The organism is Rhizobium sp. Rhizsp42, from assembly GCF_047304155.1.
In the GTDB taxonomy this organism is placed as follows: Bacteria; Pseudomonadota; Alphaproteobacteria; order Rhizobiales; family Rhizobiaceae; genus Rhizobium.
In genome coordinates this window covers 54,445-69,084 of sequence record NZ_JBGLYS010000020.1, presented here as the reverse complement: position 1 = coordinate 69,084, position 14,640 = coordinate 54,445, and the positions used below count along the sequence as shown (strand labels likewise).

Sequence of the window (14,640 nt, the reverse complement as noted above, 5' to 3'; positions counted from 1 at the left end):
GCGATTAATCCCGGCCCCAGAACTTCCAGAACGGCTTCTTGGAGGCGACCTCGACCGATTCAGGCTGCTCGACAGGCGCGAACGCCGTCGCGGTTGTCGGGGCGGATTCCATCGGGTTCGGCGTCGGCACCGGCACGGATGCCGGGTTGACGATCGCGGCATCGGCCGTCTTCACGGCAGCGGTGGCGTCGGCAGGTGTCGAGCCGGTCACCGTGTTGGCCGCAACCGTGGTCGCGGTCTTGGCGGCCGCCATGCCTTCGAGGTCGGCGACCTTCATCATCTTGCCGGCTTCCAGCGACGTGCCGGTCGGCGCGTATGCGAGCTCGCGGCCCTTGCGCTGCTTGGCAACGACGGCCTTGCGCTCGGCTTCCGACGGATCGTACCACGCCATGCCGTCGAATTCCTTCGACGCCTTGGTGTAGGCCAGCTCATAGGTCTTGTCGTAGGAGGCGAGTGCCGCGGTCAGCGCCGGCGGCGTCGACATCTCGGGGCACTTGCCGCCGGGATTGAACGCGCCGGAGGACTGCTGGTTGAAGACGTATTTCTTCTCGCAGAAGTTCACTTCCGGCGGACGCTTGGTGACTTCGAAATTGTCGTAGCCGACCTTCAGCATCTTCCAGAAGTCGAAGTTCTCGTTCATCCGGTGCTTGAACATGTTCTCGGCCGTCATCCGGAACGGGAAGGCCTGCAGCTGCACGCCCGTCTGGCCGCCCTTGAAGGCGTCGCGCGCGAATGCGTAAATCTCGAGCACCTGCTCGTCCGTCATCGAATAGCAGCCCGACGACGAGCAAGCGCCGTGGATCATCAGATCCGTGCCGGTGCGGCCGTTGACGGCGTCATAGCGGTTCGGAAAGCCGGTATTGATGGCGAGATAATATTTCGAGTTCGGGTTCAGGTTGGCCTTGGTCAGGTTGTAGAAACCTTCCGGCGCCTGCCGGTCACCCTGTTTCACCTTGGGACCGAGACGGCCCGACCAGGCGCAGATCTTGTAGCTGGCGATCTTGTCGTAGCGGTTGTCCGTCTTCGCCTTCCAGATCTCGAGCTGGCCTTCTTCCTTGAAGATGCGGATCAGGATCGGCGAATTGCGATCCATGCTCTTCGCGGCCATTTCGTTGAGGATGCGCGGCGGAAGCGGCTGTTCGACCTTGTTCTTGACCTTGGACAGGTCGATCTGCGTGGTTTCCAACGCGTCGTTGCAGCCGGCCAAGGCCAGCGCCATCAGGGAAACATAGGCAAAATGACGAAAGCGCATTCAATCTAGCCCAATTACGAGATGCGACCCAATCCGTTGAACGGGTTCGAAGTGAAGCGAATCATTGGCCCAATCTGGTTTATAAAACCTTAACGACCATGCCGCGCACCCACGACCCCCGCAAGCACAAAAGCTATTGATAACACTAATGTGGCCAAGGTTTGGCCGCAATCCGCGGCCTCACCCAAGCCTGTTTCGCAGCCCCCCTTAGAGGTTGCGGCCCATGTTCAGGAACTTCTGGCGGCGATCATTGCGGATCTGCTCGCCGGTGCGGCTGGCCATTTCGCCGAGCGCATTGGCGATGACATCGCCGGTCGACGCGATCACGCTATCAGGATCGCGATGCGCGCCGCCGAGTGGCTCACCGATGATGCCGTCGATGATGCCGAGCGCCTTCAGATCATCCGAGGTGATCTTCATGTTGGTGGCCGCTTCCTTGGCGCGCGCGGAATCGCGCCACAGGATGGAGGCCGCACCTTCAGGCGAGATCACGCTGTAGATCGCATGCTCGAGCATGTAGACCCGGTTGCCGGTGGCGATCGCGATCGCACCGCCCGAGCCGCCTTCGCCGATGACGACGGAGATGATCGGAACCTTGAGGCCGAGGCACATTTCCGTCGAGCGGGCGATGGCTTCCGCCTGGCCACGCTCTTCGGCGCCGACGCCGGGATAGGCACCAGCCGTATCGACCAGCGTGATGACCGGCAGACCGAAGCGGTCGGCCATCTCGAGCACGCGGATCGCCTTGCGGTAGCCCTCGGGGCGCGCGCTGCCGAAATTGTGCTTCAGGCGGCTCTTCGTGTCGTTGCCCTTTTCCTGGCCAATGACGGCAACAGGCTGGCCGCGGAAGCGTGCCAGACCGGCCTGGATCGCGGCATCCTCGGAAAACTTGCGGTCGCCGGCCAGCGGCGTGAATTCCTGGAACAGCGTCTTGGCATAATCGACGAAGTGCGGCCGCTGCGGATGACGCGCGACCTGGGTCTTCTGCCAGGCGTTGAGCTTCGAATAGATTTCGACCGTCGCTTCGCGAACACGAACTTCGAGCCTGCCGATTTCATCGGATGTGTCGATGCTCTCGTCTTCCGAGGCAATCTTCTTCAATTCGATGATCTTGCCTTCGAGGTCGGAGATCGGCTTTTCGAAGTCGAGATAATTGTGCATGAGGTGCGTTTCCGTTCCTTGTGCCCGGGGCATTTGTCTTTTGGCTGCCCTTGTCGCCGGTCCTAATCCTGCTTTTTCGCCTGTTTGGCAAGGGGGTGATGCGTTTGGACCAGTTGCTGGAGCCTTTCTTCCAGCACATGCGTGTAGATTTGCGTGGTGGAAATGTCCGAATGGCCAAGCAGTTCCTGCACCACGCGCAGATCGGCGCCGTTGGCCAGCAGATGGCTGGCAAAGGCGTGCCGCATCACGTGCGGCGAGATCATCGATGGGGTAAGCCCCGCGCGGATCGCCAGGTTCTTGAGGTCGCGGGCAAAGACCTGCCGGGCGAGATACCCCTCCTTCGAGGCCGCCGGAAACAGCCACGGGCTTTCCTGTGGATTTTCGGCTTTTACCGCCTGTTCAGCCAGCATCCGGCCATAGAGCTTCAGCGCTGTGATCGCCGATTGCGACAGCGGCACCAGCCGCTCCTTGTTGCCCTTGCCGCGAATGATCAGGAAGCGCCCCTCCTGGTCGAGCACGCGGGCGGGAAGCGACACCAGCTCGCTGACGCGCATGCCGGTGGCATAGAGCAGTTCCAGCAGCGCCAGCATGCGCAGCCGCTGCAATTGCCCGGGCGCCTCGTCCTGCGCCTCCTCTTCGGCCTTCTCCAGCAGCCGCCCGACTTCATCGACACCCATTGTCTTCGGCAGCGCCCGCCCCTTCTTCGGCGCGTCGAGAATGCCGGTCGGATCGTCGGTGCGCAGCCCCTCGGCATAGAGGAACTTGTAGAACTGCCGCATCGCCGCCAGCCGCCGCGCCTGCGACGAGGGCTTGAAGCCCTGCGCGGCAAGCGAAGCCAGATAGGCCGAGAGATCGGCGGAGGCGGCCTCGGTCAGCCGCACGCTTCTGCCGTTCAGGAAGGAATGCAGGTCGTCGAGATCGCGCTCATAGGAAGAAAGCGTATTGGCCGCGGCACCCCGCTCGGCGCTCATCATTTCGAGAAAGGACTCGACCTGAACGCGACTGAGATCCCTCATCGCGTCACTTCTTCGCCGGGCTGATCGCGCCGGTGGCGGGCGGGTTGATCCGCTCGGATGGAATGCGGATCGTCACGTCGCGCTCCTTCGGCTCGACGAAAGTCACGAGCGCCCACATCGTTCCGTATATCGCTCCGGCGATGACCGCCAATATGGCGAGAAATCGGAACAGGCTCGGCATTCAACAACTCCATGGCTTTGCTTCTTTATGAAGAAGCGCGTTTGCAAGTGCAAGAAGCAGCTTTTGAACCATGATTCCCTTACCTCTGACTTGACGCTACACCTGCATTTGTTGATACCGTTCGCAAACAAAGTGTGAATGGACCAATGAACGACCCAGTTCTGATCGTTGCCGATAGCCTGAGGGACAGAGCTCGTGCTGCGCTCGGTTCGCGCAATCTGATCCTCGTTGGTCTGATGGGCGCCGGCAAATCGTCGGTGGGCCGCATCGTCGCCACCCAGCTGGGCATCCCCTTCATCGATAGCGATGCCGAGATCGAGCGTGTGTCGCGCATGTCGATCAGCGAGCTTTTCGCCGCCTACGGCGAAGACGAATTCCGCGCGCTTGAGGGACGGGTGATGAAGCGGCTGCTGAAGGGCGGCCCGCGCCTGGTCTCCACCGGCGGCGGCGCCTTCATCAACGACCGCACCCGCAAGCATATCAAGCGAGGCGGCCTGTCGGTCTGGCTGAAGGCCGATCTCGACGTGCTCTGGGAGCGCGTGAACAAGCGCGACACCCGCCCGCTGCTGAAGACCGAGAATCCCAAGCAGACGCTCGAAAACCTGATGAACGCAAGATACCCGATCTACGAGCAGGCAGACCTCACCGTCTTGTCGCGCGATGTGCGCAAGGAAGTGATGGCCGACGAAGTGCTGAAAGCCGTGATCGACAGCAGAACCGAAAGTGCAGCCTGATGAATGCGATTGCCGCCTCTGCCGAATGCAAGGTTCACGTGCCGCTGGGCGACCGCGCCTACGACATCCTGATCGGGCCCGGCCTGATCGCGCGCGCCGGCGCCGAGATCGCCACCCGCCTCAAGGGCCGCAAGGCAGCCATCATCACCGACGAGAACGTCGCGCCGCTTTATCTTAACGCCCTCGTCGAAAGCCTGACGGCATCGGGCATCGCCTCGTCTTCCCTGGTCTTGCCGGCTGGCGAAAAGACCAAGAGCTTCGAGCATCTGATCACCGCCTGCGACAAGGTTCTGGAAGCCCGCGTCGAGCGTAACGATTACGTGATCGCGCTCGGCGGCGGCGTCATCGGCGACCTCTCGGGCTTCGTGGCCGGCATTATCCGGCGTGGCGTGCGCTTCGTGCAGATCCCGACATCGCTGCTGTCGCAGGTCGACAGTTCCGTCGGCGGCAAGACCGGCATCAACAGCCGCCACGGCAAGAACCTGATCGGCGTCTTCCACCAGCCGGACCTCGTGCTGGCCGATAGCGATGTGCTCAACACGCTCTCCGAACGCGAATTCCGCGCCGGTTATGCCGAAGTCGCCAAATACGGCCTGATCGACAAGCCCGATTTCTTCGCTTGGCTTGAAAAAAACTGGCAGTCCGTCTTCTCCGGCGGCGCCGCCCGCATCGAGGCGATTGCCGCAAGCTGCCAGGCCAAATCGGACGTGGTCGTCGCCGACGAGCATGAAAACGGCCAGCGCGCCTTGCTCAACCTCGGCCACACCTTCGGCCACGCGCTGGAAGCCGCGACCGCCTATGACAGCAGCCGTCTCGTTCATGGCGAAGGCGTTGCGATCGGCATGGTGCTCGCCCACGAATTCTCGGCCCGCATGAACCTCGCAAGCCCTGACGATGCAAAGCGCGTCGAGCATCATCTGAAGGAAGTCGGCCTCCCGACCCGCATGTCCCAAATCCTGGGCACGCTGCCGCCGGCCGAGGTGCTGATGGATGCGATCGCGCAGGACAAGAAGGTCAAGGGCGGCAAGCTCACCTTCATCCTCACCCGCGGCATCGGCCAGTCCTTCGTCGCAAACGATGTCCCGGCATCCGAAGTATTGAGCTTCCTCAAGGAAAAACACCCGCAATGACCCTCGAAGGCACGCTGGCATTTCTTTCCGCATATTGGCCGGAAATCGTTTCCATCGTGGCCCTCGTCCTCATGTCCGCCTTCTTCTCCGGCTCCGAGACGGCGCTGACCGCCGTTTCGCGCAGCCGCATCCATACGCTTGAGGCCAACGGCGAGGAACGCGCCGGCATCGTCCGCGAACTGATCGAACGCCGCGACCGGCTGATCGGCGCACTCCTGATCGGCAACAATCTCGCCAACATCCTGTCGTCCTCGATCGCCACCAGCGTCTTTCTCGGCCTGTTCGGCAACTCGGGCGTGGCGCTCGCGACGCTCGCCATGACGGTCATTCTCGTCATCTTCGCCGAAGTGCTGCCGAAGAGCTGGGCGATTTCGATCCCCGAGCGCTTCGCGCTCGCCGTCGCCTTCGCCGTCAAGGCCTTCGTCACCGTCGTCGGCCCGGTCTCCTCCTTCGTAAACCTTATCGTCCGCTGGATTCTCGCCCGCTTCGGCATCAACCTGTCGCGCGAGGTGTCGATGCTATCGGCCCATGAGGAACTGCGCGGCGCCGTCGATCTCTTGCATCGCGAGGGATCAGTGGTGAAGGCCGACCGCGACCGCCTCGGCGGCGTGCTCGATCTCGGCGAACTCGAACTGTCCGATATCATGGTCCACCGCATGGCCATGCGCTGCATCAATGCCGACGATCCGCCCGAAGTGGTCGTCCGCACCATTCTCGACAGCCCGTTCACCCGCATGCCGCTCTGGCGCGGCACGACCGACAACATCATCGGCGTCGTGCATTCCAAGGACCTGCTGAGAGCGCTCGCCGAGCGCAACGCCGAGCCCGAACAGCTCGACATCATCAAGATCGCCCAGAAGCCGTGGTTCGTGCCCGACAGCACCAACCTCGAAGCACAGCTCAACGCCTTCCTGCGCCGCAAGCAGCATTTCGCCGTCGTGGTCGACGAGTATGGCGAGGTGCAGGGCATCGTCACGCTTGAGGATATTCTGGAGGAGATCGTCGGCGATATCTCCGACGAGCACGACATCGAAATGCAGGGCGTACGCCAGGAGGCGGACGGCTCGGTGGTGGTCGATGGCAACGTGCCGATCCGCGATCTCAACCGCGCGCTCGACTGGCAGCTACCCGACGAGGAGGCGACGACGATCGCCGGTCTCGTCATCCACGAATCCATGACCATTCCCGAGGAGCGCCAGGCCTTCACCTTCTACGGCAAGCGCTTCATCGTCATGAAACGCGACAAGAACCGCATCACCAGACTGCGTATCCGCCCGGCGGAGGAGAACGAAAACAACCCCGCCTGATCTCCCGTCATCCCCTTGTCACCCATTGCGCGCTGCGGGAGGAGCCCGGCGAGCAGCATCATTATGGATTTGATATGTTTGATCTTCTCTGGCGCTCGATCGCCATCGGCATCGGCGCCACCATTCTCATGGACATCTGGTCGATCGCGCTTGCCAAGGGCGCGATACCGAACTGGGGACCACCAGGCCGCTGGCTCTGGCATCTCTTCGCCAAGGGCACCGTCTTTCACGACGATATCGGCAAGGCCGAACCCTATAAGCATGAAGTGGCACTCGGCTGGGTCTTCCATTACGCCGTCGGCATCATCTACGGCATCATGCTGGTGATTCTGACCGGCCCTTACTGGCTGATCGCGCCGACCTTCCTGCCCGCCTGGATCTGGGGCATCGTCACCATCGCCGGCGGCTGGTTCCTGCTGCAACCGGGCCTCGGCATCGGCTGGGCGGCGTCCAAGACGCCGAACCCCAACAAGGTTCGCTTTCTCGGCCTCGTCGCGCATACCGTGTTCGGCTTCGGCCTCTATGCGACGGCTCTTCTGATTCGTTAGAGGCGGCCCGCCATCCTTGCGAAATCGCCGCACCGCGCCCATATGACGCGGTGTCGGCTTACCAGCGCACCGGCTCTCCGGGCGCCGCCGGCTCCACTGCCAGCGCATGCAACCCCGCATCCAGTTCAGGTTTCAGAAGCTCCGTGATCGCCCGGTGACGCGCCAGCCGTGTCATGCCGGCAAACGATGCGGAGACGATCCTGACCCGCATATGGGTCTCGCCTTCCCCTGTAACGTCAGGGTGATGGCCGGCATGCAGGTGGCTTTCGTTGATGACATCAAGCCGCTCCGGCGCGAATGCCGCGGTGAGCTTTTCTTCGATGGAGGATTGAACTGTCATGAGCCGATCTTGCTGCCTTGAGAAAAAGGTTCCCACCAAGCCAGCAACATTCCCGTTTGTCAATTCTTGTCCTCACCCATTCTGAGCCCCATAATTAGCGCCGTCATGAGACTTGATTCCAAATATTTCGATCGCATCCGCACCCGCCGCAAACGCGAGCAGGAACCCGAACAGGCTCCCCCGTCCTGTCAGTGGGACGGCTGCGACAAGAAAGGCGTGCATCGCGCTCCCGTCGGACGCAATGCCGAGGGGCAGTTCTTTCTCTTCTGCTTCGAGCACGTCAAAGAGTACAACAAGGGCTACAACTATTTCTCCGGCCTCTCGGACGGCGAGATCGCGCGCTACCAGAAGGAAGCGATCACGGGCCACCGCCCGACCTGGACCGTCGGCGTCAACAAGTCGGCCAAGGATAGCCCGATCCAGTCGGACATCCGCTCCGGCGCCTATACGCGGGTTCGCGATCCCTTCGGCTTCGTCAAGGAAAACAAGAGCAGCGGCCCGCGCTTTCCCGAGCAGCGCAAGCTGAAGAGCCTGGAAGCCAAGGCCTTCGACACGATGAACCTGGCGGCCAACGCCACATCGTCCGAGATCAAGAGCCGCTACAAGGAACTGGTGAAGAAGCACCATCCCGACGCAAACGGCGGCGACCGCGGTTCCGAAGAGCGCTTCCGCGCCGTGATCCAGGCCTATCAATTATTGAAGCAGAACGGTTTTTGTTAATTCCCGTCCTTGCTCTTGGTCTTCAATCGGGTATGGTCCAAATCGGCTGAGGCCGCAGGCAACCGCGGCACCTTTTTCCGCGTTTATCTAACAGGCGCCTCGGCCACTTCCGGACGCGGCGTTTCTTGTCCGGGACTATCGTCAAGAATGCTCGCAGGCGGTGATTTGATCGTCCCCGAGGTTTCGTTTCAGTCCCGGAGAAGCATCGCCGACGTTCAGACATGAGCGCGTGGGATACCACAACGCCATGATCGCGAAACGAGCTGAGACAGTATGGCAGGGTGTCGGCCACCCGCCTTGGAGACATGATGAGCAAGATTGACCTTGATATCTCGGAACTTCCGGACACCACCGTTTCGGTCAGGGAGGTCTTCGGCATCGATTCCGACATCCGCGTTCCGGCCTACAGCCAGGGCAGCGCCTATGTTCCGGATCTCGATCCCGACTATCTCTTCGATCGCGAAACCACGCTCGCCATCATTGCCGGCTTCGCTCATAACCGCCGCGTGATGATCTCCGGCTACCACGGCACCGGCAAGTCCTCGCATATCGAGCAGGTCGCCGCCCGCCTCAACTGGCCCTGCGTCCGTATCAACCTCGACAGCCACGTCAGCCGTATCGATCTCGTCGGCAAGGACGCCATCGTCGTCAAGGACGGCCTGCAGGTCACCGAATTCAAGGACGGCATCCTGCCCTGGGCCTACCAGCACAATGTCGCGCTCGTCTTCGACGAATACGACGCCGGTCGCCCTGACGTCATGTTCGTCATCCAGCGCGTTCTGGAATCTTCCGGCCGCCTGACGCTGCTCGACCAGAGCCGCGTCATCCGCCCGCACCCGGCCTTCCGCCTGTTCGCGACCGCCAACACCATCGGCCTCGGCGATACCACCGGCCTCTATCACGGCACGCAGCAGATCAACCAGGCGCAGATGGACCGTTGGTCGATCATCTCGACGCTGAACTACCTGCCGCACGAGCACGAAGTGAACATCGTCGCCGCCAAGGTGAAGAGCTTCGGCAAGGACAAGAACGGCCGCGATACCGTCTCCAAGATGGTCCGCGTCGCCGATCTCACCCGCGCCTCCTTCATGAACGGCGACCTCTCGACCGTCATGAGCCCGCGTACCGTCATCACCTGGGCCGAGAATGCCGAGATCTTCGGCGATCTCGCCTTCGCCTTCCGTGTCACCTTCCTCAACAAGTGCGACGAACTGGAGCGTCCGCTGGTTGCCGAGCACTATCAGCGCGCCTTCGGCGTCGAGCTGAAGGAAAGCGCCGCCAACATCGTCCTGGAGGCCTGAGGCTAACGGATCATGGCAGCGCGTGGTGACAATTCGAAAGCAAAGCCCGGTGCACCCGTCGACGTGGAGCCGCTACGCCGGGCGATAACCGGCAGCGTGCGCGCAATCGCCGGCGACGGCGAGGTCGAGGTGACCTTCGCCAACGAGCGGCCGGGCATGACCGCCGAGCGCATCCGCCTGCCGGAACTGTCCAAGCGCCCAACGATGCACGAGCTTGCGGTGACCCGCGGGCTCGGTGACTCGATGGCGCTGCGTTTGGCCTGCCATGACGAGAAGGTGCACGCGACGATGGCGCCGCAGGGCTCCGACGCCCGCGCCATCTTCGACGCCGTCGAGCAGGCGCGCGTGGAATCGATCGGCGCGCTGCGCATGGAAGGCGTCGCCAGCAATCTGCGCTCGATGACGACGGAAAAATACGCCAAGGCCAATTTCTCCGGCATCGAACGCCAGGAAGACGCGCCCGTCGGCGAAGCCGTCGCCATGATGGTGCGCGAAAAGCTGACAGGCGAAAAGCCGCCGGAATCGGCCGGCAAGGTGCTCGATCTCTGGCGCTCCTTTATCGAGGACAAGGCCGGCAAGGATCTCGAGAACCTGACCGGCGTCATCAACGACCAGCAGGCCTTCTCCAAGGTCATCCGCAACATGCTCACGGCCATGGAAATGGCCGAGGAGTATGGCGACGACGACAGCGATCCTGACTCTGACGACCAGCAGGACGAGGAAGACAAGCCGAGCGGCGAAGACCAGAACGACGACGATGTCGAGGACGATGCCGGCTCGGATGCCGCCCCCGTCGAAGACAGCGAAGTCGCCGACGAGCAGATGGAGGACGGCGAGACCGAAGGCGCCGAGATCTCCGACGACGACATGCAGGAAGAGGGCGAGGACGACAGTGAGACGCCGGGCGAGACCCGCCGTCCCAATACGCCCTTCGACGATTTCAACGAGAAGGTCGACTACCACGTCTTCACCGAGGAGTTCGACGAGACCATCACCGCCGAGGAACTGTGCGACGCCGCCGAGCTGGAGCGCCTGCGCGCCTTCCTCGACAAGCAGCTCGCCCATCTCCAGGGCGCCGTCGGCCGTCTTGCCAACCGCCTGCAGCGCCGCCTGATGGCGCAGCAGAACCGCTCCTGGGACTTTGACCTGGAGGAAGGCTATCTCGATCCGGCCCGCCTGACGCGCCTGATCATCGACCCCACCCAGGCGCTCTCCTTCAAGAAGGAGCGCGACACGCAGTTCCGCGATACGGTCGTCACGCTGCTGATCGACAATTCCGGCTCCATGCGCGGCCGCCCGATCACCGTTGCCGCCACCTGCGCCGACATTCTCGCCCGCACGCTGGAGCGCTGCAGCGTCAAGGTCGAAATCCTCGGCTTCACCACCAAGGCCTGGAAGGGCGGACAGGCGCGTGAACAGTGGCTCGCCAACGGCAAGCCGCAGACGCCGGGCCGCCTGAACGATCTGCGCCATATCATCTACAAGTCCGCCGACGCCCCATGGCGCCGCTCGCGCACCAATCTAGGCCTGATGATGCGCGAAGGCCTGCTCAAAGAAAACATCGACGGCGAAGCGCTGATGTGGGCGCATAACCGCCTGATCGCACGGCGCGAGCAGCGCAAGATCCTGATGATGATCTCCGACGGCGCGCCGGTCGACGATTCGACGCTCTCGGTCAATCCGGGCAACTATCTGGAGCGCCACCTGCGCGCGGTCATCGAACGCATCGAGACCCGCTCGCCGGTCGAACTGCTCGCCATCGGCATCGGCCACGACGTCACGCGCTACTATCGCCGCGCCGTCACCATCGTCGATGCGGATGAACTCGCAGGCGCCATGACCGAACAGCTGGCCTCGCTCTTCGAGGACCAGGCGGCGCAACCGCGCGGCGGACGCGCCCGCCGCGCCGGCTGATCGCCCATGAAGCAACCGGCTCCGGCGTTCCGACCTTGTTTCGCTGGAGCCCTCCTGCTGGCTGCTGCGTTTGCGGCCGGCACGCCCGCCTCGGCTGAAACGCCGGCGGCGGAAGTGAGAAGCAGCATCATCTCGAACTTCAAGATCGGCTCCGACGAAAAGCGCTTCGGGCCTTTCGAATTCGTGGGCGGCCTGGAAATGGTCTCCCCCAACCGCCTCTTCGGCTCGCTGTCCTCCATCCGTTTCCGCGATGACCAGAAGCATTTCGTCGGTGTCCTCGATACGGGCCACTGGATGACCGGCCGCATCGAACGCGGCGCCGACGGCAGCCTGAGCGGGCTTGCCGATGTCGAGATCACACCGATGCGCGACCGCGTCGGCAAGATCCTCGAGGGCAAGGCACTGATGGACGCCGAGGGCGTCGCGCTGAAGGACGGCAAGGTGCTGGTCTCATATGAGCAATTTCACCGCGTCGATCTCTATCCCGATCCCGGCTTCGAGACCTCGCGCGCGCTCGACACGCTGCCCATCCCCTTCGACAAGAAGCAACTGCGCGCCAATCGCGGCTTCGAGACGATCGCCGTCTCGCCGCCATCGAGCCCGCTCAAAGGCGGCACGCTGATCGTCGCCGAGCGCAGCCTTGACGATGACGGCAACGCCTACGCCGCGATCCTGGACGGACCGCTGAAGGGTAAGCTGGCGCTTGCCCATTACGGCGACTTCGACGCCACCGACGGCGCCTTCCTGCCGAATGGCGATCTTCTGCTGCTGGAGCGCCGCTTCAATCTGGCTGAGGGTATCGGCATGCGCATCCGACGCATCAAGTCGGCCGATATCAAGCCCGGCAGCGTCATGGATGGCGAGATATTGATCCAGGGCGATTTCGGCTACCAGATCGACAACATGGAAGGTCTCGATACCTTCACCGCAGAGGACGGCAGCACCCATGTCATCCTCGTCTCCGACGACAACCACTCGATCCTCCAGCGCAACCTGATGCTGGAGTTCAAGCTGGACGAGCGGCGGCCCGATCCCTCGACCGACACCGCCGCCTCGCATTGACAGGGCGCGAAAGCGTCAGCCCCCGAAGTAGGCCGGCCGGTCGAGATCGGCGATCAGCCCCTGATGTGTCGGCTTCCAGCCGAGCGTTTCCCGCGTCCAGGCGCTGGACGCCCGGTTGTTGATCGACGCGAAATGCGTGAACCAGCCGAAATGCTCCGCCGCCTCTTCCGGCGACTTTGAGACGACAGGCAGGCCAAGCCGCTTGCCGATGACGCCGGCGATCTCACGAAACGGTATCCCCTCCTCAGCCACGCCATGGTAACGCGCGCCCGCCTGCGCCTTCTCCAGCGCCAGCCGGTAGAGGCTGCCGGTATCGAGACGATGCACCGCCGGCCAGTGGTTCATGCCGTCGCCGATATAGGCCGAGCCGCCTTTCTCGCGCGCGAGGCCGATAACGATCGGCACGAAGCCATGGTCGCCATCGCCATGCACCGAGGGCGGAAGACGCACCACCGAGGCGCTGAGGCCATCCGGCACCATGGACAGCGCGGCCTTCTCCGAGACGCGCGGAATGGCCGACGACGAGGGTGCCGCCATTTCTTCCGTGGCGACCGCGCCCGGCGCCAGCAGACCCGTGCCCGAGGTCACGACCATATGCCGGCCGGTGCCGGAGAGCACCTTGCCTATCGCCTCGATGGCGCGCCCGTCGATCTCACAATTCTCCTTGAACTTGGAGAAATCGTGGATGAAGCCCGTATGGATCACGCCATCGCAGGCATCGGCCCCTCGGCGCAGACTGTCGATATCCTCGAGATCGCCACGATGAACCGCAGCCCCCGCGGCTTCAAGCGACGCGGCCGAAGCATCCGAACGGGCGAGACCGAGCACCTGATGGCCGGCCTGAATGAGATCCTGAACGACGGCAGAGCCGACAAAGCCGGTGGCACCGGTGACGAAAACGCGCATGGTCATCTCCTTGCTTGCTGCGACGCGCCCGCCGATGCGAACGTGTCGAGGAAAAGCTAGGGCCTTGAGGCGATACGGACCATGCTATATTGTCCGAGATATCTTCGCGATCGTCCGGAGTTTTCAATGGACCCTCTGTCAAACGTGCTTTCGCTGCTGAAGCCGCAAAACTATCTCTCCGCCGGCATGGAGGCGGGCGGCGATTGGGCGATCCAGTTTCCAGACCAGCAAGGCGGCATCAAGTGCGGCGCCATCGTGTCGGGCTCCTGCTGGCTCAGTGTCGAGGGTATCGAGGATCCGGTACATCTACGCCCCGGCGACAGCTTTCTGCTCCCACGCGGCCGGCCGTTCAGGCTCGCCACCGATCTCGCACTTGAGACAATCCCGGCCGCCACGATCTTTCTCGGCCCACGCAAGGATGGCATCGTCTCGCTGAACGACGGTCGCGATTTCTCGATCGTCAGCTGCCGCTTCGGCCTTGCCGGCAGTCACGCCGATATCCTGCTCAAGATGCTACCGCCCATCGTGCTGCTGCGCGACGAGCAGAGCCAGGCGGCGCTGCGCTTTGCTGTCGAGCAGATGATGCAGGAACTGCGCGCGCCGCAGCCGGGCGGCTTCCTGATCGTCGAGCACCTCGCCCACATGATCCTCGTGCAGGCCTTGCGGCTGCATCTGGCCGATCGCTCGAACACCGGCGTCGGCTGGCTCTTCGCGCTCGCCGACAGACAGATGAGTGCGGCGATATCGGCGATCCACGACAGCCCGGCCGAACGCTGGACGCTGCAGGCGCTTGCCTCCCGCGCCGGCATGTCGCGCTCCACATTCGCGCAGAAATTCAGGGAAACGGTCGGCACCTCGCCGATGGAGTATCTGGCGCAATGGCGCATGCTGCTGGCAGGAAACCGGCTGGAGAACTCCCGCGACCCGATCTCGGTCATCGCGCCGTCGCTCGGCTATGAGTCCGAAGCGGCCTTCAGCACGGCTTTCAAGCGGATCATGGGCTGCTCGCCCCGGCAATATGTCCGCGACCGCCCCAAAATGGCGACGGCGCTTTCATGATGAAGCGCC

15 protein-coding genes are annotated in these 14,640 nt (G+C 63.0%); 9 read left to right on the top strand and 6 right to left on the bottom strand.

Features of this window, described 5'->3' with window-relative positions; translation table 11 throughout:
- Positions 1-4 precede the first annotated feature (4 nt).
- From ACCD05_RS19175 to ACCD05_RS19160, 4 genes are all read right to left on the bottom strand, one after another.
- On the bottom strand, positions 5-1,252 hold the full coding sequence (locus tag ACCD05_RS19175; protein ID WP_111564859.1) for a L,D-transpeptidase family protein: 1,248 nt from the start codon (positions 1,250-1,252) through the stop codon (positions 5-7).
- Between the two features lie 207 nt (positions 1,253-1,459).
- Entirely contained in the window at positions 1,460-2,413 is a 954-nt protein-coding gene (locus ACCD05_RS19170) for an acetyl-CoA carboxylase carboxyltransferase subunit alpha (protein WP_018901567.1), read from the bottom strand.
- 62 nt (positions 2,414-2,475) lie between these two features.
- A complete protein-coding gene (gene xerD / locus ACCD05_RS19165) occupies positions 2,476-3,429 on the bottom strand; it encodes a site-specific tyrosine recombinase XerD (protein ID WP_413394664.1) in 954 nt (317 codons plus the stop codon).
- 4 nt (positions 3,430-3,433) lie between these two features.
- Entirely contained in the window at positions 3,434-3,610 is a 177-nt protein-coding gene (locus ACCD05_RS19160) for a hypothetical protein (protein WP_018901565.1), read from the bottom strand.
- A gap of 146 nt (positions 3,611-3,756) precedes the next feature.
- Between ACCD05_RS19160 and ACCD05_RS19155 the strand changes: the two genes are divergently transcribed.
- From ACCD05_RS19155 to ACCD05_RS19140, 4 genes are all read left to right on the top strand, one after another.
- Entirely contained in the window at positions 3,757-4,344 is a 588-nt protein-coding gene (locus ACCD05_RS19155; RefSeq protein WP_018901564.1) for a shikimate kinase, read from the top strand.
- Positions 4,344-5,474: a 3-dehydroquinate synthase gene (aroB, locus tag ACCD05_RS19150; protein ID WP_413394661.1), complete on the top strand. Its 1,131-nt coding sequence runs from the start codon at positions 4,344-4,346 to the stop codon at positions 5,472-5,474. Before ACCD05_RS19155 ends, aroB begins: the two co-directional genes overlap by 1 nt.
- The gene (locus tag ACCD05_RS19145) at positions 5,471-6,781 is read left to right on the top strand and encodes an HlyC/CorC family transporter (RefSeq protein WP_413394659.1); all 1,311 of its coding nucleotides are present in this window, start codon (positions 5,471-5,473) and stop codon (positions 6,779-6,781) included. Before aroB ends, ACCD05_RS19145 begins: the two co-directional genes overlap by 4 nt.
- A 74-nt stretch (positions 6,782-6,855) precedes the next feature.
- Complete coding sequence (locus ACCD05_RS19140; RefSeq protein ID WP_018901561.1) at positions 6,856-7,329, top strand: DUF2938 domain-containing protein; 474 nt, start codon at positions 6,856-6,858, stop codon at positions 7,327-7,329.
- 58 nt (positions 7,330-7,387) lie between these two features.
- On the opposite strand, the gene ACCD05_RS19135 is transcribed toward ACCD05_RS19140, so the two are convergent.
- Positions 7,388-7,669 carry a BolA family protein gene (locus ACCD05_RS19135; RefSeq protein WP_047508549.1) on the bottom strand — a complete coding sequence of 94 codons (282 nt, stop codon included), beginning with the start codon at positions 7,667-7,669 and terminating at the stop codon, positions 7,388-7,390.
- 105 nt (positions 7,670-7,774) lie between these two features.
- Here ACCD05_RS19135 and ACCD05_RS19130 point away from each other — a divergent pair, with 105 nt between their 5' ends.
- From ACCD05_RS19130 to ACCD05_RS19115, 4 genes are all read left to right on the top strand, one after another.
- A complete protein-coding gene (locus ACCD05_RS19130) occupies positions 7,775-8,389 on the top strand; it encodes a J domain-containing protein (RefSeq protein ID WP_018901559.1) in 615 nt (204 codons plus the stop codon).
- A 308-nt stretch (positions 8,390-8,697) separates the two neighbouring features.
- On the top strand, positions 8,698-9,690 hold the full coding sequence (cobS, locus tag ACCD05_RS19125; RefSeq protein ID WP_018901558.1) for a cobaltochelatase subunit CobS: 993 nt from the start codon (positions 8,698-8,700) through the stop codon (positions 9,688-9,690).
- 12 nt (positions 9,691-9,702) lie between these two features.
- Positions 9,703-11,604 carry a cobaltochelatase subunit CobT gene (gene cobT, locus ACCD05_RS19120; protein WP_413394655.1) on the top strand — a complete coding sequence of 634 codons (1,902 nt, stop codon included), beginning with the start codon at positions 9,703-9,705 and terminating at the stop codon, positions 11,602-11,604.
- 6 nt (positions 11,605-11,610) lie between these two features.
- Positions 11,611-12,666 (top strand): esterase-like activity of phytase family protein, encoded by a 1,056-nt coding sequence (locus tag ACCD05_RS19115; RefSeq protein ID WP_413394653.1) that lies wholly within the window; start codon positions 11,611-11,613, stop codon positions 12,664-12,666.
- Between the two features lie 15 nt (positions 12,667-12,681).
- Here the strand turns inward: ACCD05_RS19115 and ACCD05_RS19110 are convergent, their stop codons facing one another.
- Positions 12,682-13,572: an SDR family oxidoreductase gene (locus ACCD05_RS19110; protein ID WP_413394651.1), complete on the bottom strand. Its 891-nt coding sequence runs from the start codon at positions 13,570-13,572 to the stop codon at positions 12,682-12,684.
- A gap of 126 nt (positions 13,573-13,698) precedes the next feature.
- Between ACCD05_RS19110 and ACCD05_RS19105 the strand changes: the two genes are divergently transcribed.
- On the top strand, positions 13,699-14,631 hold the full coding sequence (locus ACCD05_RS19105; protein ID WP_413394649.1) for an AraC family transcriptional regulator: 933 nt from the start codon (positions 13,699-13,701) through the stop codon (positions 14,629-14,631).
- Positions 14,632-14,640: the final 9 nt, after the last annotated feature.

Excerpts from the sequence above, each read along its gene's own strand:
- ACCD05_RS19155 (WP_018901564.1), top strand. The coding sequence starts at position 3,757 with ATGAACGACCCAGTTCTGATCGTTGCCGATAGCCTGAGGGACAGAGCT.
- ACCD05_RS19160 (WP_018901565.1), bottom strand. The coding sequence starts at position 3,610 with ATGCCGAGCCTGTTCCGATTTCTCGCCATATTGGCGGTCATCGCCGGA.
- aroB (WP_413394661.1), top strand. The coding sequence starts at position 4,344 with ATGAATGCGATTGCCGCCTCTGCCGAATGCAAGGTTCACGTGCCGCTG.
- cobT (WP_413394655.1), top strand. The coding sequence starts at position 9,703 with ATGGCAGCGCGTGGTGACAATTCGAAAGCAAAGCCCGGTGCACCCGTC.
- ACCD05_RS19140 (WP_018901561.1), top strand. The coding sequence starts at position 6,856 with ATGTTTGATCTTCTCTGGCGCTCGATCGCCATCGGCATCGGCGCCACC.
- ACCD05_RS19105 (WP_413394649.1), top strand. The coding sequence starts at position 13,699 with ATGGACCCTCTGTCAAACGTGCTTTCGCTGCTGAAGCCGCAAAACTAT.
- ACCD05_RS19130 (WP_018901559.1), top strand. The coding sequence starts at position 7,775 with ATGAGACTTGATTCCAAATATTTCGATCGCATCCGCACCCGCCGCAAA.
- ACCD05_RS19135 (WP_047508549.1), bottom strand. The coding sequence starts at position 7,669 with ATGACAGTTCAATCCTCCATCGAAGAAAAGCTCACCGCGGCATTCGCG.
- ACCD05_RS19175 (WP_111564859.1), bottom strand. The coding sequence starts at position 1,252 with ATGCGCTTTCGTCATTTTGCCTATGTTTCCCTGATGGCGCTGGCCTTG.
- ACCD05_RS19145 (WP_413394659.1), top strand. The coding sequence starts at position 5,471 with ATGACCCTCGAAGGCACGCTGGCATTTCTTTCCGCATATTGGCCGGAA.
- cobS (WP_018901558.1), top strand. The coding sequence starts at position 8,698 with ATGAGCAAGATTGACCTTGATATCTCGGAACTTCCGGACACCACCGTT.
- ACCD05_RS19170 (WP_018901567.1), bottom strand. The coding sequence starts at position 2,413 with ATGCACAATTATCTCGACTTCGAAAAGCCGATCTCCGACCTCGAAGGC.
- ACCD05_RS19115 (WP_413394653.1), top strand. The coding sequence starts at position 11,611 with ATGAAGCAACCGGCTCCGGCGTTCCGACCTTGTTTCGCTGGAGCCCTC.
- ACCD05_RS19110 (WP_413394651.1), bottom strand. The coding sequence starts at position 13,572 with ATGCGCGTTTTCGTCACCGGTGCCACCGGCTTTGTCGGCTCTGCCGTC.
- xerD (WP_413394664.1), bottom strand. The coding sequence starts at position 3,429 with ATGAGGGATCTCAGTCGCGTTCAGGTCGAGTCCTTTCTCGAAATGATG.